Consider the following 20,266-nt stretch of genomic DNA (forward strand, 5'->3'; position numbering starts at 1 on the left):
CCGAATCGGCGGGAGCGCTGTCGGATCCGGGCGGGGAGGTGCGCAGGGTGTCCACTTGGAAGGCCAGGCCCTGCCATCCGGGCCTACCGGGAGCTTCTTCGTGCAGCAGGTTGCTGCCGTCGAGCCGACTCTCCAGAAGCCGGACCCAGGCCCAGAGGAAGCCGTCGACGGATTGATTGGTCCAGCGCCGCGCTGCGGGTGTGCGGGGGTCTTGTCCGTCGCACACGGTCTCGCAGTCGGCCGACAGCCGTTGCAGGTAGGCGGTGAAGTCCTGGCGGGACTCCACCTGCTGCCAGGATTCGATGTTTCGGGCTGCGAGCACTTCGGGAGGGTACGGGCCCCGCCGGCCTGTGTCGACCGGATTGCCGGCAGACGGGCTGCCCCGCCAGGATCTGGTCGTGTCAGTGGCCTGCCCGGCGGGCGGTCGAGCGGGACGGGGCGGCGGTGGCCGGCTGGATGAAGGAGACCTGGCCCCGGGCAAAGCCACCGCGGCGGCGCTTGGGGCATGGCTGGTCTTCGAGGACGAAGCCGCCGTCTCGATGGGCTCTGCCAAGATTCCGTGAGAGCGGTGCTGGTGGGGCGGGTGTCATTGGGCGGGTGCGTAGTACGGGTCGATGCGCGTGCCCGTGAGGTCGCGCGTCCATGAGGGCGGACCGCACAAGCAGTTCGGCACTACCTGCATCCTCTTCGGACATCTCTGGGATCGATCCGTTCACCAATGCCCGTCCTCAAGCCGCAACAGGTGACCAACTGGATCATGTGGCATCGAGATCGTTTGAACCCGACGAGAAACAACAACTCGATGAAGCCCTGCACTGCTGCCCGGAGTTGGCAACTGTCCGCGGCCGCGTCCATGCCTTCGCCCGCATGCTCTGCAATCTGCCCGGCGAGAACCTCAAAGAATGGCTCAGTGTCATCAGTTCCAGTGGACTTCCCGCAATGGTCGCCCTGGCTGACGGGTTACGGCGTGACGAGAAAGCTGTCGCTGCTGGACTGACCCTCTCCTGGAGTTCAGGGCCTCTTACGGGAATCTTGGCAGGGCCCATCGAGACGGTGGCTTCGTCCTCGAAGACCAGCCATGCCCCGAGCGCCGCCGCGGTGGCTTTGCCGCGGGCCAGGTCTCCTTCATCCAGCCGGCCACCGCCGCCTCGTCCTGTGTCGACGTTCAAGTCACGCGAACTTCCACAACCCCTTCGAACTGGCGCTGGAAGAGGGGCTGGAGCTGCCCGCACCCGACCCGTTCCCCCACGACATGGGGCACGCCCTGGTGCACTCGGACATGGGCATGTACGTTCTGGTCGCCGCGCCCCAGCCGGGCCCGCCCGGGTGGGACAGGCTCACCGCCCTGGTCGACGAAGACCCGGAGGGGGTGGGGATGCCCCGCTTCGAGCTGTGCGCTGACGACGCGGCACGCCACCACTACGCCAGGCGTCCCACCTTATTCCTGGCCCCAGACCGCGTCGTGTGGATTTCGGTGGGGCAGTACCTGCGGGACCGAGACGAACCGCGGTGAGCGAGGTACTCCCGCATCAGGATCTGCCGCAGATGCGGGTGGAGCGGTAACTGTGGCCACAGGGGTCCAGCCAGACGGTCCGGTTCCCACGGGTGGTGCTCTCCGGCGCAGGCCGTTACCGCCCGACCCGCCCGCGCTGGACGGCGACCATCGCGTAGAGCACCTGCCTGTCCATCTCTCGCTCCGCCACCGGGGCCCGTAGGCCGGGGGATCTCGAAGGCACAACGAAACTGCCCAGAGCCGGCCCTGCTCCCGCAGCGCGATGAGGGACGCGGTGTCACCTGGCCGAGCCCGGCGCGGGCACATCACGTACCCGAAGCTGGGGGCGAGGATTCGCGGTCCGGGGCCGCATCATGCTGAACGGGCGCGGCGGCTGGAAGCGTCGCGCGCGACGCTAAGTGCCTGTCGCCTCAGGCGGCAGTCCACTCCCGGAGCTGGCGGGCGATGCGGGCCACCCCCAGCGTCCCGTCAGCGATGTCGCGCACCAGCACAACGGCGGCCTTGGGCGGGTAGTCGAGGCGGCAGTCGTTCAGGGCGAGGAACGCCTCGGTCGCATGCCAGGCGAAGCGCTCGTTGGAGTGCTCCAGACACGGCAGCTTCACCAGGGTCTGCAGCAGCGCAGCAGCCTTTAGATGCACCGAACCGTAGACGTCACGTTCCATGGCCCGGGCAGTAGTCCGGGCCACAGCGCCATACAGCGGGCCCAGGTCATCGACCTGCGGGTCACCGGGCAGCAGCTCGGCGGCGTGCAGCAGAAAGGACACATTGAGCGGGTGGAACGATCCGGACTGACTCACGCCGCCTGGCCTCGTCCCTGCTGCTCCAGCTCTGCCCGGGCCTGCCGCTCAGCCGCGCGCTGCTCTGCGGTCGGGCCAATGCCACCGGTGGTTTCGGCTGCGAACGCGGCGCCGCTACGGGCCATGGAGTCGCCGAAGGCATCCAGGAACCGCTGCTCCACGGCGGTAGCGCGCTCGTAGGCGGCGGACAGGATGTACTCCTGCATGCTCACCCCTGCCTGCTGGGCGGCGGCCGCGATCGCGGCCCGCTGCTCAGGGTCAGGGAAGCGCAGATTCATTGCGGTCTTCTCTCCCATGGCCCCCACGGTACCAGCGGTACCGCCTATCAGGTAGAGGGCGCTGCTCGCCCGCCGCCCGCGCAGCCGATGGACTGCCGAAGGTGCTGATGCTCGAACGGCGCCCGGCTCACCGATCCGGAGTTCCGTGACCGTCTGGCCGTCACTGCGGCGGCCCCCCGGGCGGTGATAGGGCTCGTTGAAATTGGCTCTGGCCGCAATCCGTGAATGCGCAGACCCTCATCAAGATCGGGGGAGTCTGCCCGCCCAGAATCAGGCGGCGGGCGGTGGCCGGGACAGGGGATACGCGGCAGGGTGGCGTGCGGTAGTAATCACGTCATGGAGGAGCAGCGGCTGCCTGGCGGCCGGACCGTGGGTGCGGTGCGTATCGGGGACGCGGTCCACCGGCCCGTACAGCCCTGGACGCCTGCCGTGCATGCGGTGCTGCGGCATCTGGAGGCCGTGGGATTCGACGGCGCGCCCGGAGCGCGGTGGCTCGCCGGGCAGAGCTGGCGGCCGGGGATGGTCATTGGGCACCATGACGCCGCGCCGTGGAACGCGGTATGGCACGCGGGCGAGCTGGTCGGGTTCTTCGACTGGGACACGGCTGGGCCTTCGTCGCGCGAGTTCGATCTGGCGTTTATGGCGTTGAGCTGGGTGCCGTTGCATGCCCGCCGCTTGGCCGCAAGGACAGGATTCACCGCGTTCGAGGACCGGCGCCGGCGCCTGCACCTGCTGCTCGACGCCTACGGCTACGACGGTGACCGGTCGGCGTTCGGGGATGTGGTGGCCGCACGGGCTCGGACCAACGCCGACGTAATCGACCGCATGGCCGCCGGCGGCGATCCGGCGTACGCCGCGCTGGGGCCGGTTGTCCGCCGATCTCCGCCAAGCCGCCATCGAGGTCGAGGCGTTGACCCCATCCTTCTGGTCCCCCGTCGGCGGCTAGGGCACTGGCGCATCAGTAACCGCGCCCCGCCGACCCAAGCCGGAGCCTCTGTCGGCGCAAGAGAATCGAGGGCCCAAGACCATTCACGGAATTGCGGCCAGAGCCAATGCCAATTACGGCGGGCCGCGACTTTGCCCGGGAGACGGTCGAACTGTCTATGCACCACTTCGCCGACCACAGCGAAGCCAAGCGGCAGTTCGGGCGCTCCACCCACCTGGACCGGGGCTCGGTCCGTCAGTTGAGGGCCTGGACGGACGTCCACAGCGTTGGCTCAGCCCGGTGAAAGCAGGCACTCCCGGACACCCCCTTGGGGTACGCCTCATGACGCTGCAGCTTGTTCAGGTGAACTTCAAGGCCCGGGACGACTCGGCGCTCGGTCAGTTCTGGGCGGAGGTGCTCGGCTCGGGTGTTTCCAGTGAAGGCCCGGGAGTCACCAACCTGGAACCCGTGGGTTTCGACTGGCCGGACCCGTCCGCCGTGTGCATCGATCTTGTCCGTGTCCCGGACCCGGAGACGGTGAAGTACCGCGTGCACCTCGAGCTCGCCACCACCTCCGACGCCCATCAGGCGGAGTTGGTCGCACGGCTGAAAGACCTCGGGGCGACGCCCGTCGGCGTAGGCCAGGGCGACGTGCCGTGGACCGTGATGGCCGACTCGGAAGGCAACGTGTTCAGCGTCCTGGAGCCCCGGGAGCTCTACCGGGACCGGGCCCCATAGCCGTCGTGGTCGTCCACTGCGCCGACCCGCGGGCCGGGCGTCGGGCCGTACCTGGCATTTCGCCGCACGCCGGATGACCAGGTTGTATGGAACCGCGTCCATCTCGACGTGACGTCCGACCCCGTCGAGGATCAGGCGAAGGAGGTCGCCCGGCTCGAAGCTCTCGGTGCGACACGGGCCGATGTGGGTCAGGGGGACGTTTCCTGGGGTGTCCTGGCCGACCCGGAGGACAACGAGTTCTGCGTCCTCGGCCGGGGCTGACGCGGAGCTTCGTCCGCGCCCACGCGGCGGTGCGGCAGTGCGCACCGCCGCATGAAAGGCACCTCGCCCTCCCAGACTGGGCCAACCACCCGCCCGAGGGCGCCCGCCGATGTGCAGGCCGGGGCGCGGCTGGGAGCGGGCGGTGCGGCGGTAGGTGCCCGGGGGAACGCCCACGGTGCGGGCGAAGTGGCGGCGCTTGACCACCGGCCGCTGTCAGGGGCCATGCAGTTCGGTCTCCCACGCTGCGAACGGAGGCTCCACTTGGTAGCCGGGGTCACAGCGTCTGCGGATCCACTGAGCAGCGCGGTACTGGCATCGCCGTCGTTGAGCGTCGCCCCGTGTTCATCGACTTCGAGAACGTTGGTGAAGATCGCAATGACCATCTCGAGGTCAGGGCGCGCCACGCCGTGCCTTTGCTCCCACGCGAGGCGTACGGGTAACGGGGGTTGTCACCTACCCGTTCTGACGGGGCGTCTCCTGGTGTGCCTGTGTGCCGTCGGTGACTGGCACGCCATGCCAACACCCTGGCACTCCACGCTCACGACGCGATCGATGCCTGCCTCCTACAGTCCTTGCCCAACACAGGAACCGGCGTACCTTGCCGGCGCCCTACAAGGCGGTTCGTATTCGGAGAGGGAGAGTCATGCGTATTCGTTCTCGCGTCAATCGTGTCGTCCTGGCGGGGGTGCTGCTGGCCGGAGGGCTGACGGTCACCGCGGCGGCCCCGGCCATGGCCTCGCCCGCAGGTGCGCTGGACTGTAGTCACGCGTGGAGCAACAAGTCGTCACAAGAGGACTACGTGTACGGCGACGCGGTCAACCTGCGCTCCGGGCCTCACTCCGGTACAGACGGGTGCCGCATCATCGGGCAGATTCAGGCAGGCGAGTACCTGTACGCGCACTGCTGGGACACCGGCACGTCCGTCGACGGCAACAAGGCGTGGTGGCACGTGCGCCGGGCGTCGAACAACCAGAGCGGCTGGGCCAGCGACACGTACACCTGGTTCATCACGAACAACGGGTCCCACTGCTGACCGGCTTCCGCTGAGGGAGAGGGAGTCGTGGCAGCCACCAGGGCTCCCCTCTGGACTCGGACTTGGTCTTGGTCTTGGACTTGGACTTGGACTTGACAGGGGGCGGACCCCCGACGGCCGGTGCCTCCGAGGCGACGTCCGTTCGTTCAACGCCAGGTGCCGGACTGCTGCGGCAGTACCGACCGGCGGTACTCCTGTGGTGGCAGGCCGTACTGGGTGCGGAAGGCGCGGGTGAAGTCCGAGTGCCGCGAGTATCCCCACCGGGCGGCGATCGCGTGCACCGGCCGGGTGGCGAGCGCGGGATCGGCCAGGTCGCGCCGGGCGCGTTCCAGGCGCTCCCCGCGTACCCAGGCCGCGACCGTGGTGTCCTGCTGCTCGAACAGGCGGTGCAGGGTGCGGAGGGAGATGTGCTGGGAAGCGGCGATCTGCGCGGGGGTGAGGGGCTGGTCCGTCAGGTGGTGACGTATGTATGCCTGCACCGAGTGGAGAAGGGCGCGCTGCCGACTCTCCGGCGCGGCGGGGGGCTCGGGGCTCAGGCGCTGGGTGAAGAGGGCGGTCAGCAGGTCGAGCAGCACCGTGTTGAGCCGGGACGCGTCCGACTCAGGGTGTGTGTCCGCCTTGCCGATCGCCATTTTCGCTCCGGCTCCTCCCGCCAGGGCTTCGAAGCAGAGGGAGGAGTCGTACACGTACAGGTCTCCCGGGTTGAGCAGCACTTGGCGACCCGGCTGGTATAGCCATATGCGCCCGGTGACCGACAAGGACAGTCGGTGGCGTTCAGGGGCGCTCTCTTTTGGGTTCGGCCGCGTGGTCCTGCTGCTCACCATCGGGGACTGTGTCACGGACATGAGCACGTACGTCCGTGTGCCGGTCTCCTCGGTGGCGGCGGGCGCGCCGTAGGCGTAGTCGATCGGCTGCCGCTCGGTGTCGTAGTCGACCGGTTGCCTCTCGGTGTCGTAGCCGACGACGCAGGTCCAGCCGGGACGCTGGGACCAGCATGCGAGGCCTTCGGCGAAGCGGTCGGCGGCGGCGAACGGGTCGGATTCGGCCGCCTTGACGCATACCTCGGCGTACACCTCCAAAAGCAGCGGGCGCAGATCGAGGGCGTCGCGGTGGTCGTAATGCCGTATGTCGATCGCGGTCACGGGGGCTCCTATGCGGTGGCGAGGGAGTGGTCGACAGTGGCGAGCCTGCGAGGAGCGTGAGGGACTAGGTCGGCGAGTACGGCGGGGTCCTTCTCCGGGAGCGTACGGACGAGCGCGCCGCGGTCTTTTCCGGATGCGATTGTCAGGTCAGTTCTTGGTGGGCCTATTCCTGGCCGTGTCGCCGTGCTCAGCCGCCCGGCGAGGCCCAAGGGCCCCGAGCGGGACGCGGCTACCAGGAGACACACGGCTCGCGGTGGCCTCGGTGTACCGCATCTTCCCTCCTTCGACGACGGGATGGAGCTGCGCTTCCTTCGTGCCAAAAAAGAGACTGCTGTACGCATCACACCGACTGGTAGAAGTGTGCGGTTGGGCGCAAAGACCGCGGTACGAGGGGGGATTCACCGCACGCGCCGTCTGTGCCGTCGCCGGTTGCTTCACAAGGATCGATTTACTCGATTCCATTCACTCGGATGACTTCACTCGGATGACTTCACTCGGATCGCTTCACTCGGACGAGGACCATGGGGGAAACGGATGCTACGAATTCATTTCACTTCTGACGACCTGGCGCGCGTCCGTTTCGCCGAAGAGCCGGACCCCATGTGGGAGCTGAACATCAGCCTCCACCGGTTGCAGCGCCGGGACGCCTCCGTGCTATTCGGCCCCTGGCGTCAGCAGGTGACCCCGCGCTTGCCCGGCGCCACCCGGCTGCTCGCCTCCCTGTCTCCCGCCCGCGGCTACACCTGCGACTTCCTCACGCCCCAGCCTGGACAGAGTCTGGCCACCCAGGTCGAAGCCCTGCGGGCCACCTCGAGGCGGCGGCTCCGCACCGAGTTGGAGACCTTCCGGCGGATGCACCCAGGCCGTCGGCTGCCCTCGTGGTCGGCGGAGCTCACGGCGGGATCGGCGCACCTGCTCGGCAGACTCGCCGACACCGCCCACACCTACTTCGACGCCGCTCTGCGGCCATACTGGTCCACCGTCCACGAGGCGGTATGCCACGACGTGATGCTGCGCGCGAGGCAGCTGGCCCACGGCGGCTGGGCCACCGTCCTGGGCACTCTGCACACCTCCGCGCACTGGCACTACCCGGTCCTCAGCCTGGACTTCCCCGTCGAGCAGGACCTGCGCCTGGAGGGCCGCGGGCTGCTGCTCCAGCCGTCCTTCTTCTGCCGCTACGGCCCCACCGCCCTCTTCGACCCCAGCCTTGCCCCCGTCCTCGTCTACCCCATCGAGCACCGTCCGGGCTGGGAGCGCCCCGGCCACGGCCCGGCGGCCCGGCGGTCGCTGACCGCGCTCCTCGGCCGGGCCCGGGCGCCGCTGCTCGAGGCCGCGGCCGACGGCACGTTCACCACCACCGAACTGGCCCGGCACACCGGCCTCACCCCCTCCAACGCCAGTCGGCACCTGACCACGCTGCGCGAAGCCGCTCTCATCTCCAGCCGTCGGCACCGCAACACGACGCTGCACACGGCCACCGCGCTCGGGACGGCACTCCTCGACGGTTGCCGACCGTCGCTGCCCACCTGACCCGCTGGCCCGGCGTTCGCGCCCGGCTCAGCCGACCACCGGCCCGCTCGCCTCGGGCGCGAAGGCGGCGGCGCGGCCGGTCAGCCATCGGAGCGGTGCTTGTCGACGGCGCGGAGGACCCGGGCCTGACATGCGGGATGTCATCGCGGTCGCGGGCGCTCACTGCCCTGCCCGCTCACGTCCTGGTGGCAGGCCGTGGGTACTGTGGGTGCGGCAGTGAGTGTCGCGGACGGTGCGGTATCCCGGCACACGGATGGCGCTCAACCGGTGTGCCCACTGCCCGGCGTTCGTCTCGATCCCGCGCGCGACTCGGTCGCGGGCTTGTCGGTCCGGGGCGCTGTCCAGTTGCCGGGCGTGCTCCCACGCCTGCTGGCGCCACATGCGGAAGAGCTGGCCGGCAGTGAGGCCTGCGATGGGGTTCCAGCGGTCGTCCGCCAGGGCGACGAGCGGGTCGTAGCGGCGGGCGACGTCCCTGACAGCAGGACCGTATGCGCGGTCCAGGACCTGCTGGAAGCGGTCGTAGTCGTCCTTGCGTGAGCTGCCACCGGGACGAGTAAGTCCGAGCGAGGCGATTACGTAGGGCATGTCCCGCTGGATGTGCGCGTTCGCGCCGAGCAGCACGTCCTGACCTGCGTTGACGTCGGCTGTACGCGCCGCGTCGAAGGCAGCACGCCACGCCTGGGGGATGGGGCGGCCGGCCCGGTCGGCCTCGTAGGCGTCCAAGTACAGGTTCAGGAAACCGATGTTGAGATCACCGGCGAGCCATGAGGGCTCGTCGAAGACCACGCCTTGGCCGAGCGCAGTCTCCAACGACCGCTGTACGTGTACGTAGATCGTCGCGAAGGGGGCGCGATGGTCGCAGCGCAGATCGTTACGGACGGTCTCCACAGTGTGGCGCGCCTCCCGCACGCACCCGAGCACCGGGCCTCGGCAGGCCAGGTTCCCGGCCTCGGCGGCTCCCGGGCCGCCGGCAGTGGCCGTACCGCCGGTCAGGGTGAGGACGGCCGCCATCGCGACAGCGGTGAGAGCACGGGCTCCGCGTGCCTGCCGGGCCACCGACTTGCGTTGGGGGTCGGCGCCCGGAACGGCCGTCGTCAGGGGCCCGGTGAGGGAAGCGGCAGCAGCCAGAGCCGCACGCGTACAGGTGCTGATCACGCCTCGTTGATACCAAGATCGGATCTGCGCGGCAGGGAGGATCGGTCCGGTGTCACTCGGACGGGCACAACTGTCATACCGGGGCGGCGGCAGGCGGAGCACGTGCCCTTCGGCACAACAGACGACGAAGCACGTTCCCTCAGTCGGCTCCGGGCGGGGGAAGCGCTCCTCCGTCCCTGACGATCCAGGGCCTGTGGAGCACCAGAGTGGCGGCAGACGACCGCCTCCCGGCCGTCGTCTGGCCGCCAAACACGGCCCAGTGCCTCTCGTTGCCGGACGAGGACAAGGAAGAGGGCGGGGCACGGGCCGATGTCGACCTCCGGGTCCTCCTCGCCCATCCCGCCTCTTGGCTGCGGCTCGAAGCGGACGCCCGCGCCTCCGCGAACGGGGCACCCAGGGCTGCTGGACCACGGCACAGCCGACCGAAGCCGCGCCTTGGGCCCTGCTGGCCCGGCCGCCGGGAGCCCCAGTGGAACGAGGGCAACCCTTCGCCGACGTCCTCCGTTTCTTCCTCTGTCGGCTACTGATTTTTTCGGTTCGGGGTGGCGTTATGGTGCCGCCGGGGTCAGTCCGGTCTCGGCGATGAATCCGTCGAGCAGGCCGGGCTGGTACTGCATCCGTTTGAGTCGGGTGCGGGCCAGCGCGGCCAGTTCGTCGGTAGTGCACGGCGCCAGGTTGCCCAGGGGCATCGACGTGCCGTGGTGCACCAGCATCCCGGGAAGATGAACCGGGTGCGGCGACCGGCTCTGCGGCACACGAGTCCGGCGAGCGAGATCCGGCCCGAGCCCGCCGCGTGGACCGTGACCACAGGGGTGTGCCACGCCGGGACCAGGTACGTGCCCTGGGCGGTCGCAGCAACTGCCCCGACTCGTCCGCGAAGCACACCCCAGCGTCCTGGTCCCTCACCGTCTTTCCACCCGGGGCCAGGTCTCCTTGACCCAGGTGGCCACCATGTCCTCGTCGCGCTCGGCGGGCCGACGCGCCGGGACCTGCACCGTGAAGCCCATCTGATGCAGGATGCGCCAGGTCTGCGCCGTGCTGAAGCGCACATGGAACCGGCGCGCGATCACGGTGGCCACCCGGGCCGGCGTCCACCGCTGGTCTTCCACCCAGCCGTGCGCGGCCGGCCCCTTCTCCAGCTCCGCGGCCAGCCAGGACCGCCAGTGCGGCCTCATCCGCGACACACGCCCGGACAGTCCCCTCGACCGCAAAGCATCCATGTCACCATCCCGCCAGTCGGCATGCCAGGCATAGGCGGACTTCCGGGAGACCCGCAGCATCACCGTCACCCCGAACCGCAAAAATCAGTAGCTCGACCCGGCGCGCCCAGTCCATGCCCTCCGGACGTCCCCCAGGAGCAGGAACAGGGGGAGTGTTCGGTGGCTGGGTGGAGCCTGCTCTCGGACTGGTGGCGGTCCGGGCGGTGAGGCGGGTGGTACGGCGTAACCGTGGGCGGCGGGCAGACGTGGGAGGCATATCTGCATTTGTTCTCAACTGCCCATGCCAGCGCAGCAGCCGTTCGGTTCTATGCTCCACCGTGGTGGCGAGCCGGATATAACCGCCTCGGCGACGGCTTTCGCCGTATCCCGGGAAAAGAATGTCTCACCCATAGCGACACCCTGCCCGAGGGCGCCCTGCGGGCGGGCAGCCTCGGGAGCAGACGGGCGACCGCGTGCGGGTGCATCACCCGCCGCCAGGATCTTCAGGAGGCCCCTCGGAGTCGATGCGGGCAAGGACGGTAACGAAGGCGCGCCGGTCGGCAAGAGCGTGACGCGCACGGGCCCACCAGAAGGCGAACGACGGGCCCGGGGGAGGGTCTCCCGGGCAGCCCGGCCGGGTGGACGCTGGGGAGCGCCGCAGTGACGGGACAGCCAAGGCAGAGACCATTCGTCAGATAATTCGCACGTTCTTGGCTTGCGGGCCCCTGGCTCCCTGCGTGACTTCGAACTCGACCCGCTGGTTCTCCTCCAGGCTCCTGTACCCCTCGGCCTGAATATCCTCATGGTGGACGAAGACGTCTGTGTTGCCTCCGTCCACAGAAATGAACCCGAATCCCTTTTCAGCGTTGAACCACTTGACTACGCCTTGCGCCATCGTAGGTCTCCTCCTGATCTGCCACGCTTCAACCCCCGCAGACATACCCGACACGGGGCGCCGGTAAGAATCCCGCCAGGAGCCGCAAACGGCCGGGTGAGCTGAGCGGGCCTATTCGGGAGGAGTTGCATCCGACGCAAGTGCCGAAGGTCGGGGAATAGGGCGAACTGCCGGATGAAGGTACCGGTCCTGAGGGACGGTAGTCGCGCTGCTCTGGTCTGTTTCGCGAAACCGGCACTGCGATGCCACGATGTTGCATGAGATGCAGCTCGCCACGTACAGCGGCTTGCCGGGACGTGATCTGACTCCTCACGGCGCGGCCGTGGGCGGTGAACTCGTGGGTTGGCGCAATGCCCGTGGGCCGTGAAGGGTCACCCGGGCGCACGGCGCGGGCTGAGGGTGGCGGGAGGCCACCTACACGCAGACTCTGGGGATGGACTCAACACGACGGACTGTCCTGGCAGGGCTGTTGGCCGCGGGGCTTGTGCCCGGCGCGGCAGGTCGGGCCGCGGCGGCGGGGCCCCGCCCTCCCGCCTCGCTGATGGGGGCTGAGATCCGCCGTCTGCCCACCTCGCGCAACGTGCTGGCGCTCACGTTCAACGCCGCATGGGACGAGAGCGGTGTCGAGAGCGTCCTGAGCGAGCTACGGCGCCGACAGGTCGCGGCGACGTTCTTCCCGACCGGCCAGTTCGCCAGGGCACATCCCAGGGCGGTGCGGGCTATGGGCGCTGAGCACGGGCTGGGCAACCACTCCTACAGCCATCCGTACTTCGACGACTTGAGCACCGGGCAACGGGAGCGGGAGGTGCGGCACGCCGACATGGCGATCAGGGCCGCGGCGAGGACCGAGCCGCTGCCCTTCTTCCGCTTCCCCTACAGCTCCACCACGGCGGAGTCGGTCGCCGACGTCAACAGGCTTGGGTACGCGGCCATCGAGTTCACCACCGACACCAACGGCTACCTCGGTCCGGGGCGTGGCATGACCGTGGAACGTGTGGTCGAGCGGGCCGTCGGTGCGTTCGGTCCGGGTGCGATCATCCAGATGCACGTGGGCAGCAGCACCGGTGACGGGATCGTGATCGATGCCCAGGCGCTGCCGCGGATTCTCGACGCAGTCCGGGCAGGAGGCTACGGCGTCGTCGACCTACGGGAATTCCTGGTTGCGGAAGAGAGCGACGGGGCCGCTCGCATCGGGGTCTAGCGCCAGACGAATGTCGCCCTCCGGGCGCCGACATGCCTGGGCCATCAGGTGCTGAGGGATCACCTGCTCCGGCCAGAAGGAAGCTCGGCCGAAGGGGCACGGCTACTGATCTTTCCGATGGGTTGTCGCGGAGGGTGACGGTGTTTGGTCCCTGCGGTATGCGGCGGGCCTGGCGCGAGCAGGGCCCCGATGCGTTGCGTTCTTGCGGGCCGGCCAGGCGTGCCCAGGTCTCGGCGGGGCAGTTCGCGCTGCTTGGGGTGGAGTTGCTGAAGGGGACGGTGAGCCGTGGCTGGTCCGATGGGCGGTGGACGCTGTCCAGAGTGGAGCTGCTGATCGAGGAGTGTCTGGGGAGAATTTTGTCGGTGCGCGGGGTGTGGGAATTGCTGCGTCGTCGTGGCTGGTCGTGTCAGCAGCCGGCCCGGCGGGCGGCCGGGCAGGACCGGGCGGCCGTGGCCGGTTGGGTGAAGGAGACCTGGCCCGCGGCAGAGCCACCGCGGCGGCGCTCGGGGCATGGACCGTCTTCGAAGACGAAGCCGCCGTCTCGATGAAGCCGCACCGCTCGCGGGGACCTGGGCGCCCCGCGGCCGCACACCCGCCGTCCCGGTTCATGGTGGCTCCCGCGGCCGGATCTCCCTTGCCGCACTGGCCTGTTACAGGCCCGGCCGGTCCAGCAGGCTGATCTACCGCCCCCCGCGTCCAGGGCGCAGGCCGGGGCTTCACCTGGAAGGACTACCGTGATCTGCTCGTGCGGGCCCATATCCAGCCCGGCGGCCCCGTCGTGTTGTTCTGGGACAACCTCGACGTCCACCGGTCTGCGGGAATGCGCCAGTCTGCGGGAATGCGCCAGTACGCGGCTGATCACGACTGGCTCACCGTCATTCAACCGCCCAGCTGTTGCCCGCAGCTCAACCCGGTCGAAGGCGTCTGGTCTCTGCTGCGGCGCAGCGTCACCGCGAACGTGCTTTTCAACGACCGCGATCAGCCGGAACGGACAGTCCGAGGAGGCCTGCGCGGAAACCAGCGCAGACCCGGCCTCATCGACGGATGTCTGCAAGGCACAACACTCAGCCTCACACCACCTGACCGTTACACCCGACAACCCATCGGACAACTCAGCAGGTGACCGAGGTGGAGCTGCCGCGGTGGCAGTCGGAGCCCGAGGCGGTCGTGGCCGAGGTGGTCGCTACGGTCGATCCGTCCTGCGTACCGCAGGCGGTGACCGGTGCGGTGGAGGGGGTGTTCCGTCAGCGTCCGCAGTGGCGCGAACTCGCCCGGATGTCGGAGTCCGACCCGTCCCTGCTGACCTCAGGCCTGCCGCAGGTGCCGCGGCTCGTGGAGCGGCTGATCCGGGCCCCGGTCGAGGGCGGTGCCACGGGGCTCGTGCTCCCGAGTCGTGCCGCGTGCGGGCGCCGGCGTCCTCTCACGGCGACGTCCCCCAACGGGCGGATCTGCGGCTCGTGCTACAACCGCACCCGGATCGAGGACCGCCGCTGTGTCGAGTGCGGCCGACGCGACTTCCGCGGCCGGGACCGAGAGGGGCGTCCACGGTGTCGCAAGCACCTGCCTGACCAAGACGTCGACCCGATCCGCGAGATCACGGGACTGCTCGCCGCGTCCACGGGCCTGCAGCGTGCCGTGCTGGAGGACGCGGTGAGGCAGGCGGAACGGAGCCGGGCGGGGCAACTGCGCCTGTGGTGGTCGCTGTCGGATCGCCCTGAGCTGCTGACGGGCGCGGGCGCCCACAGCCCGCAGGCGGTCTCCGCCCTGGCGAAGATCCTGCTCGATCACGGCGCGAGAGGCGTGGTCATTCCGCTCTGCCCGTGGTGCAACGCAAGCACCAACCTGCTCAGCCTGCGCGAAGGGATCCGCTGCTGTTCGCACTGCTGGACGAAGAGCCGGACGGCCCGGTGCGCCCGCTGCGGCCGGGACCGGCCCGTCGGTGGCCAAGACGGCGAGGGCCGGGCGGTGTGTGTCTCCTGCCGTCAGACGGACCCGCTGCATCACCGGCGCTGTGACGGCTGCGGTGAGATCCGCATCCGCCGTCGGCGCACCGACGACGGCGGCGGGTTGTGCCCGGCGTGCTGCACCAACCCCTACGCCCTGTGCGCGCCCTGCGGGGCCTGGCGGCCGTGCTGGTTCGCCTCGACCGCGACGCCGCGCTGCCAGCCGTGCACAGCCAAGGCCAGGCACCAGGCTGTGTGCGTGCGCTGCGGCCAGCTGCGCCGGGTCAACAACCGCACCGCAGACGCGGAACCCCTGTGTGCGACCTGCGGCACCCCGCCTTCACCGTGTGACGGCTGAGGGAAGGCCTACGGGATCTCCGCGCTTCTTCCCGGCGGGCGGCGGCTGTGCCAGACCTGCTGGACCAAGCACCCCAGCGCGAAGAAGCCCTGCGTGCGTTGTGGAGTTGTCGCTCGCCTCTTCCACCGGGCATGTGTGCAAACTGCGCGCGCGACCGGAGCCTGCGCGAGATCTTCGCCGGCCCCGACGGCCAGGTGCGGCCCGAACCAGAGGGCGTCGTGGGCACGCTCCGCGCGCTCGATGCCTGCACTGCCTGCGGTGGGTGCACAAGACGCCGGCCCGCCGTGCTGCCTTTCGGGCGCTCGCGACCGCGACGGGCCCGGTGACACATCAAAGCCTGGACGCCGTGGCCGACGGACACGTGGCCGACCATCTGCGCGCGCTCCTCGTCGCTCACGGAGTCTTTGCCGTCCGCGACGAACACCTCGCCCGGATCGAGCAGTGGCTGCCGAAGGTCCTGGGCCGTCTTCCAGACGCGGGTCCACATGGCGGGATTCGCGGGATTAGCGGCGGATCGTCGAGCGATGGGCACGCTGGCAGCCGTTGCGCCGCCTGCACCGACAGGCCGCGCACACCAGCCCTGAGCAAGCCTGCGGGATCCGGTAGGAGATCCGCGCTCTCGTCCGTCTGCTGGAGTGGCTCTCCGCACAGGGCAGCAGTCTCGCCGCGTGCACGCAGGACCACATCGACGCCTACCTCGCCACGGGCCAGGCCGAGCGCCTGCGGATCCGGTCCTTCTTGCACTGGACCAGCCGCCACCAGCACACCCGAGCCCTGACGGCCCCCTTCTACACCAGCTCGCTCGCCGCCGACATCATCGCCGCCGACACACGTTGGCGACTGGTGCACCAGCTCATCCACGAGCCCGACATCGCGGTCCGCGACCGCGCAGCCGGACTGCTCCCGCTGCTGTTCGCGCAGCCCCCGTCCCGGATCTGCGCGCTCAGCCTCGACGACGTCCTCGACGACGGCACCACGCTGTGCCTGCGCCGGGGCACACACCCGGTAGAGATCCCGCCACCGCTGGACGGGCTACTCCGCGAGCTGGTGCGCCATCCGGTCGGCAAGGCCCATCGCGTCGAGCCCGGCCCCAGCCGCTGTCCCGCGTTCGTTCTCAGCCGCCTGCTTGGCTTCAGCGAACAGACCGCGCCAACTGGATGGCAGAGAGCGGAGGCGACGATGCCCGCTACGCCGCCTACCGAATCCGGGGCACGACCGTCAATCCAGCAGGCGCGGGGCGCGCACGATACGTGGACGCCGCAGGGACACCATGACGCCTGAAACCGGTGCTCCCTGATCGGCCACGGGCGTGGACGCGAAATCCGTGTGCGCGAGGTCCGGGAGTGTCGTACCGTGGATCAGTCCCTGTGCCGGAGACTTCGGTGGCAGGTCGGACTTCCTGTTCCGCGATCTTGAGGTGATTTCATCCACCAGGCCCTGTAGCCGTCCGCTCTTCCCCGCGTTCTGTTTCTTCGAACGTGTCCGGGGGCGGATGTCGCGCTGGCCTGAGTTGCGTTCACCCTCCCCTGCAGTTTTCTGCCGTTTTCCGGGTGCGGCTCTGCCGTCTGCCCCGGATTCTGTGTTTCCCGGACCCCGGCGCGGCCGACGGCGAGCTCCCCGGTTCTCTGATCCAGGAGTTCCACCGTGGTTTCCCCTTCGCTCGACCATGAGCCGAAGCACCCGGCCGAGTCCTCGGCCCACGCCCCCTCCCATGCGGCGTCAAAGATGACCTCCGCTGCCAGGATCGCCCTCGCGGTGGTCCTGGTCGCCGAGCTCATGAACATCCTCGACAGCTCGATCGTCCTCACCGCCCTGCCCACTCTCCAGGAGTCCCTCGGCGCCGGACCGGCCGCGCTCCAGTGGGTGACGGCCGGCTACTCGCTGACGATCGCCCTGGGGCTGATTACCGGGGGCAGGCTCGGCGACCTCTACGGCCGACGCAGGATTCTCCTCATCGGCACCGCCGTGTTCACCCTGGCCTCGCTGCTGTGCGGGCTCGCAGCCGACCCGGGCATCCTGATCGCCGCCCGCACCTTGCAAGGCGGCGGGGCCGCCGTGATGCTCCCGCAGGTGCTGGCCACGCTCCACGTCACGTTCGACGGCGAGCAGCGCAGCAGGGCGTTCGGCCTCTACGGTGCTGTCCTGTCGTTCGGTTCTGTCCTGGGGCCGGTGCTGGGCGGTGTGCTCACCGAGTCCGACCTGTTCGGCCTGGGATGGCGGCCGGTCTTCCTGATCAATGTGCCCATCGGCCTGGCAGTGTTCCTCCTCGGCCGGAAGTTCGTCCAGGAGTCGACCGCGGAGCGGGCGCAGCGTCTGGACCTCACCGGCATGCTGCTGTCCGCGCTGTCCGTCGTCCTGATCGTCTTCCCGCTCACCGAGGGCCACGCGCACGGCTGGCCCCTGTGGTGCTTCGCCATGCTCGCCGCCGGTGCTCTCGTGCTCGGCGTCTTCGTACGCCACCAGCAGCACAGGAAGGACGACGCCCCGCTGGTGGCGCTGTCCCTCTTCCAGGGCAGGGCGTTCTCCGGCGGGCTTTCCGCGCAACTGCTCCTCGGCCTGTCGACCGGCATGTTCTTCATGAGCTGGACGCTGTACCTCCAGCGCGGCCTGGGCATGAGCGCACTGGAGGCGGCCGTGGCCTTCGTGATGATCGCTCTCGGTGAGCTGGCCGGCGCGATGGTCGCGGTGAAGGCCGCCGGACGCTTCGGGCGCCGCCTGCCCCAGGCCGGTGTTCTGATCGTCCTCGGCGCGATGACGGCCTACGGGCTCCAAAGCGTCGGCTCTCAGGGCGACCTGACGCTCCTGGCGATGACAGTTCCGCTCCTGGTGCTCGGTGTCGGCTTCGGCGCGGTCGGCGGGCCGATCGCCGACATGGCACTCGCCAAGGTCCCGCACAAGAACGCCGGTTCGGCATCGGGGCTGTTCAACACCGCGATGCATCTGGGCATCGCTCTGGGCGCGGCGCTGACCGCCCTGGTGTTCTTCTCCGCCACCGGCGGCTCGACCGACGGCGCGGTCAACCGGGACGCGTTCACCAGCGTGCTCTGGTGGGCCGGCGGTGCCTTCGTGGTGATGGGGGCACTGATGTTCTGTCTGCCGAAGCACGCGAACAGCCAGGCCGATTGATACCTGCCGCACCGTCCCGTGCCCCTTCACAGCGCGGCTTGTGGCCCCGGCTTCACACCGGGGCCACTTCCGATTCCCGCGGCAGCCCAAGTGCCGTTCCGCGCGTTGGAACATCTCGCTGTACCAGCAGCTGTTCCGTGCTCGGCTGCTCCCGTCGTGGGAGCGCGTGACGGGTGACGTTCGTGCTCTTGGCTGTGCGTGTTCGCCGAACAACTGCTCTGCCGCGCTGGTTGGCGACTGCGTGCAGGCACCCGTCTACTGCCTTCCCGCTGGTGGGCATTGCAGCGGCGCCCCCTGCCGCCTCGGCCGCCAGACCACGAATGCGCCGCACTCCACATGAAAGAGACCTCGTTAGCGCATGCCGTCCAGTGTTGATCAACGCGAGTCCGGGTGCAGCGCCGAGTTTGACCACACTCGCGACTGGCACGGTGTGTATCTGATTGGCTACGCAAAGGAGGCGCGGGCAGTCGCGTCCGTATCTCGGGAGCAGTCATGAGCGCAACAGCGGACCACGCGGAAGAGCGAACCAACCCGGCGGCCAGGCTGGGTTTCCAGCCGGGGCAGGTCGTCCAGGAGCTCGGCTACGACGACGATGCGGAGCAGGAGCTTCGCGAGGCCATCCAAGAGCTGACGGGCAGCGACCTGGTCGACGAGGAATACGACGATGTCGTCGATGCCGTGATCGTGTGGTTCCGCGACGAGGATGGCGATCTTGCCGATGCCCTGGTCGACGCCACGACCCTGATCGAAGACGGCGCCCTGATCTGGCTGTGCACGCCGAAGACCGGACACGACGGGTACGTCGAGCCCTCAGATATCCAGGAGGCCGCGGTCACGGCCGGCCTTCAGCAGGTCGGCTCCGCCAGCGCAGGCAAAGACTGGAACGGCCTCCGCCTGGCCACGCCCAAGGCCAAGCGGTAGCACCCAGAGCGGGCCCTAAGCGAGGGACACAGGCGTCCAACCCGAACCATGGGGCTGGGCGCCTTCTCGCGTACATGCTCGACGGACGCGCTGCACTCCGTACCGTCAGAACCCATCGTCAAACCCATCACGTCGCCGGGCCGGGTGACCTCGAGTGCTGTGGGTCGGTGCCGTGTCATACGAGGCTCTGGGCACTGCGCTTGGTGTGGCCGCGGTAGTTGGCGGGCGTTCACGGGAGTTGGCGGGCAAGGCTGCCCAGTGATCACCGCACGCTTGACGGAGCACGTCACTCTGGCCGGCGCGTCCGGGGACTGGTCTCACTTCGACAGGGCCGATGGCCAGGCCCGGCCAGTGGGGGAACAGGCCGACGCCCGCTGTTCGCCTGGACCCCGGGGCACTGTCCCAGCTGTTCGAGGACTGGGAGAGCGAGACCATGCACGCCCACAGCTGGTCCCGCGCCCCACACTTCGAAGCCCCGCCCAGCCCGCCGGCCACCTCCGAGGCGGACAGGCCCCGGAGGCTTCCCGGCGCTCAACAGCAGTTGGCGTAGGCTCCGCCGAATTCACCTCGGCTGGGCCTACGTACGTGAACGAGCGAAAGCCTTGCACACTGATCCGGCCGGGCATCGGATGTAGGGGAACGCAGACCCGCCCACGAGCGCTGGCAACGCCACGCATGCGGCGAGGAGTTGGCGATGGGCCGGGGTGTGGTGGTCACACGCGGCGTGTAGCTCTGGCCGCGTCGTTGGCGACGGGACGTCAGCAGGGGTCGCTGTGGCGGGGCTTGGTGCGCGATGTGCCCGGATACATCGGCGACCCGGTCGAGGGACCGGGGCGTTGCCCGTGGTCATCGACGGTCCCCGGCGCGGGATCTCACTCCGATCAGTTCCGATCCCACCCGGGCTTATGTGGCCAAAATGCGGCTAATTACTTAAAAGTTGCATCTAATTTGATTGTTGTCCCTTAGTGCGGGAAAGCGGAAAAGCAAGACTACTCGGTAAGAAATGAGGTAAATATGATGGATGTTACTGGTCTTTCGGTTCCCGCTTCGGCGGCGGAAGCGGTCCGCGCGCTGGTCGCCGGGGGCGAGACGGCTTGGAGCCGGAGTGCCGACGGCCCCGAGGCTCAGGGCGGAAGTCTCTTGACGCTGGCCCTTGCGGGGCTGCTGTCGACCAACCCCAAGAAGGAAGAGCCGATCGAGGACGCCTTCGGCGGCATCGTGCAGGATCTCACCTACACGGCCATCTGCTGA

19 protein-coding genes and 2 pseudogenes are annotated in these 20,266 nt (G+C 69.1%); 13 read left to right on the top strand and 8 right to left on the bottom strand.

The genetic code is table 11. The features are described from left to right. A partial coding sequence (locus tag ACWDZ7_RS38570) for a hypothetical protein (RefSeq protein WP_451803420.1) occupies window positions 1–322 on the bottom strand: 322 nt, incomplete at its 3' end. 930 nt (window positions 323–1,252) lie between these two features. Here ACWDZ7_RS38570 and ACWDZ7_RS38575 point away from each other — a divergent pair. Continuing rightward, on the top strand, window positions 1,253–1,513 hold the full coding sequence (locus tag ACWDZ7_RS38575) for a hypothetical protein (RefSeq protein ID WP_451803421.1): 261 nt from the start codon (window positions 1,253–1,255) through the stop codon (window positions 1,511–1,513). Window positions 1,514–1,923: 410 nt separating this feature from the next. Here ACWDZ7_RS38575 and ACWDZ7_RS38580 read toward each other — a convergent pair whose 3' ends face one another. Together ACWDZ7_RS38580 and ACWDZ7_RS38585 are read right to left on the bottom strand one after the other, a co-directional pair. Next, complete coding sequence (locus ACWDZ7_RS38580) at window positions 1,924–2,310, bottom strand: fic family toxin-antitoxin system, toxin component (RefSeq protein WP_451803422.1); 387 nt, start codon at window positions 2,308–2,310, stop codon at window positions 1,924–1,926. Next, complete coding sequence (locus ACWDZ7_RS38585; protein ID WP_451803423.1) at window positions 2,307–2,606, bottom strand: type II toxin -antitoxin system TacA 1-like antitoxin; 300 nt, start codon at window positions 2,604–2,606, stop codon at window positions 2,307–2,309. The genes ACWDZ7_RS38580 and ACWDZ7_RS38585 overlap by 4 nt, the downstream gene beginning before the upstream one ends. A 501-nt stretch (window positions 2,607–3,107) precedes the next feature. On the opposite strand from ACWDZ7_RS38585, the gene ACWDZ7_RS38590 reads away from it, so the two are divergent. Beyond that, window positions 3,108–3,776 carry a phosphotransferase gene (locus tag ACWDZ7_RS38590; protein WP_451803451.1) on the top strand — a complete coding sequence of 223 codons (669 nt, stop codon included), beginning with the start codon at window positions 3,108–3,110 and terminating at the stop codon, window positions 3,774–3,776. A 79-nt stretch (window positions 3,777–3,855) separates the two neighbouring features. Further along, a pseudogene (locus ACWDZ7_RS38595) lies at window positions 3,856–4,512 on the top strand (VOC family protein). Window positions 4,513–4,725: 213 nt separating this feature from the next. On the opposite strand, the gene ACWDZ7_RS38600 reads toward ACWDZ7_RS38595, so the two are convergent. Then, window positions 4,726–4,803, bottom strand: a complete 78-nt coding sequence (locus ACWDZ7_RS38600) for a hypothetical protein (RefSeq protein ID WP_451803452.1) — start codon at window positions 4,801–4,803, stop codon at window positions 4,726–4,728. 352 nt (window positions 4,804–5,155) lie between these two features. Here ACWDZ7_RS38600 and ACWDZ7_RS38605 point away from each other — a divergent pair, with 352 nt between their 5' ends. Continuing rightward, window positions 5,156–5,545 carry a hypothetical protein gene (locus ACWDZ7_RS38605; protein ID WP_451803424.1) on the top strand — a complete coding sequence of 130 codons (390 nt, stop codon included), beginning with the start codon at window positions 5,156–5,158 and terminating at the stop codon, window positions 5,543–5,545. Between the two features lie 146 nt (window positions 5,546–5,691). On the opposite strand, the gene ACWDZ7_RS38610 is transcribed toward ACWDZ7_RS38605, so the two are convergent. Further along, window positions 5,692–6,687, bottom strand: coding sequence for a helix-turn-helix domain-containing protein (locus ACWDZ7_RS38610; protein ID WP_451803425.1), 996 nt, complete (start codon window positions 6,685–6,687; stop codon window positions 5,692–5,694). A gap of 534 nt (window positions 6,688–7,221) precedes the next feature. Here ACWDZ7_RS38610 and ACWDZ7_RS38615 point away from each other — a divergent pair. Further along, window positions 7,222–8,217 (top strand): winged helix-turn-helix domain-containing protein, encoded by a 996-nt coding sequence (locus tag ACWDZ7_RS38615; RefSeq protein ID WP_451803426.1) that lies wholly within the window; start codon window positions 7,222–7,224, stop codon window positions 8,215–8,217. A gap of 159 nt (window positions 8,218–8,376) precedes the next feature. Here the strand turns inward: ACWDZ7_RS38615 and ACWDZ7_RS38620 are convergent, their stop codons facing one another. The 3 genes and pseudogenes from ACWDZ7_RS38620 to ACWDZ7_RS38630 all read right to left on the bottom strand — a co-directional run bounded on the left by ACWDZ7_RS38620 (window position 8,377) and on the right by ACWDZ7_RS38630 (window position 11,466). Continuing rightward, window positions 8,377–9,372, bottom strand: coding sequence for a DUF5995 family protein (locus ACWDZ7_RS38620; RefSeq protein WP_451803427.1), 996 nt, complete (start codon window positions 9,370–9,372; stop codon window positions 8,377–8,379). A 548-nt stretch (window positions 9,373–9,920) separates the two neighbouring features. After that, window positions 9,921–10,649, bottom strand: a pseudogene (locus ACWDZ7_RS38625) (winged helix-turn-helix domain-containing protein); the annotation flags it as partial. Window positions 10,650–11,262: 613 nt separating this feature from the next. Beyond that, window positions 11,263–11,466: a cold-shock protein gene (locus tag ACWDZ7_RS38630; RefSeq protein WP_451803428.1), complete on the bottom strand. Its 204-nt coding sequence runs from the start codon at window positions 11,464–11,466 to the stop codon at window positions 11,263–11,265. A gap of 541 nt (window positions 11,467–12,007) precedes the next feature. Between ACWDZ7_RS38630 and ACWDZ7_RS38635 the strand changes: the two genes are divergently transcribed. The 8 genes from ACWDZ7_RS38635 to ACWDZ7_RS38670 all read left to right on the top strand — a co-directional run bounded on the left by ACWDZ7_RS38635 (window position 12,008) and on the right by ACWDZ7_RS38670 (window position 20,266). Further along, window positions 12,008–12,667 carry a polysaccharide deacetylase family protein gene (locus ACWDZ7_RS38635; RefSeq protein ID WP_451803429.1) on the top strand — a complete coding sequence of 220 codons (660 nt, stop codon included), beginning with the start codon at window positions 12,008–12,010 and terminating at the stop codon, window positions 12,665–12,667. A gap of 158 nt (window positions 12,668–12,825) precedes the next feature. Next, window positions 12,826–13,215, top strand: a complete 390-nt coding sequence (locus tag ACWDZ7_RS38640; protein ID WP_451803453.1) for a helix-turn-helix domain-containing protein — start codon at window positions 12,826–12,828, stop codon at window positions 13,213–13,215. Between the two features lie 197 nt (window positions 13,216–13,412). Beyond that, window positions 13,413–13,790 carry a transposase gene (locus tag ACWDZ7_RS38645; RefSeq protein WP_451803430.1) on the top strand — a complete coding sequence of 126 codons (378 nt, stop codon included), beginning with the start codon at window positions 13,413–13,415 and terminating at the stop codon, window positions 13,788–13,790. After that, the gene (locus tag ACWDZ7_RS38650; RefSeq protein WP_451803431.1) at window positions 13,787–14,968 is read left to right on the top strand and encodes a hypothetical protein; all 1,182 of its coding nucleotides are present in this window, start codon (window positions 13,787–13,789) and stop codon (window positions 14,966–14,968) included. Before ACWDZ7_RS38645 ends, ACWDZ7_RS38650 begins: the two co-directional genes overlap by 4 nt. Before the next feature lie 738 nt (window positions 14,969–15,706). Beyond that, the gene (locus ACWDZ7_RS38655; RefSeq protein ID WP_451803432.1) at window positions 15,707–16,249 is read left to right on the top strand and encodes a hypothetical protein; all 543 of its coding nucleotides are present in this window, start codon (window positions 15,707–15,709) and stop codon (window positions 16,247–16,249) included. Between the two features lie 363 nt (window positions 16,250–16,612). Beyond that, on the top strand, window positions 16,613–18,094 hold the full coding sequence (locus ACWDZ7_RS38660; RefSeq protein WP_451803433.1) for an MFS transporter: 1,482 nt from the start codon (window positions 16,613–16,615) through the stop codon (window positions 18,092–18,094). A 492-nt stretch (window positions 18,095–18,586) separates the two neighbouring features. Then, window positions 18,587–19,015 carry a DUF3052 domain-containing protein gene (locus ACWDZ7_RS38665; protein ID WP_451803434.1) on the top strand — a complete coding sequence of 143 codons (429 nt, stop codon included), beginning with the start codon at window positions 18,587–18,589 and terminating at the stop codon, window positions 19,013–19,015. Between the two features lie 1,014 nt (window positions 19,016–20,029). Then, a complete protein-coding gene (locus ACWDZ7_RS38670; protein WP_451803435.1) occupies window positions 20,030–20,266 on the top strand; it encodes a hypothetical protein in 237 nt (78 codons plus the stop codon).

It is taken from the genome of Streptomyces sp. NPDC003032 (genome assembly GCF_053591415.1).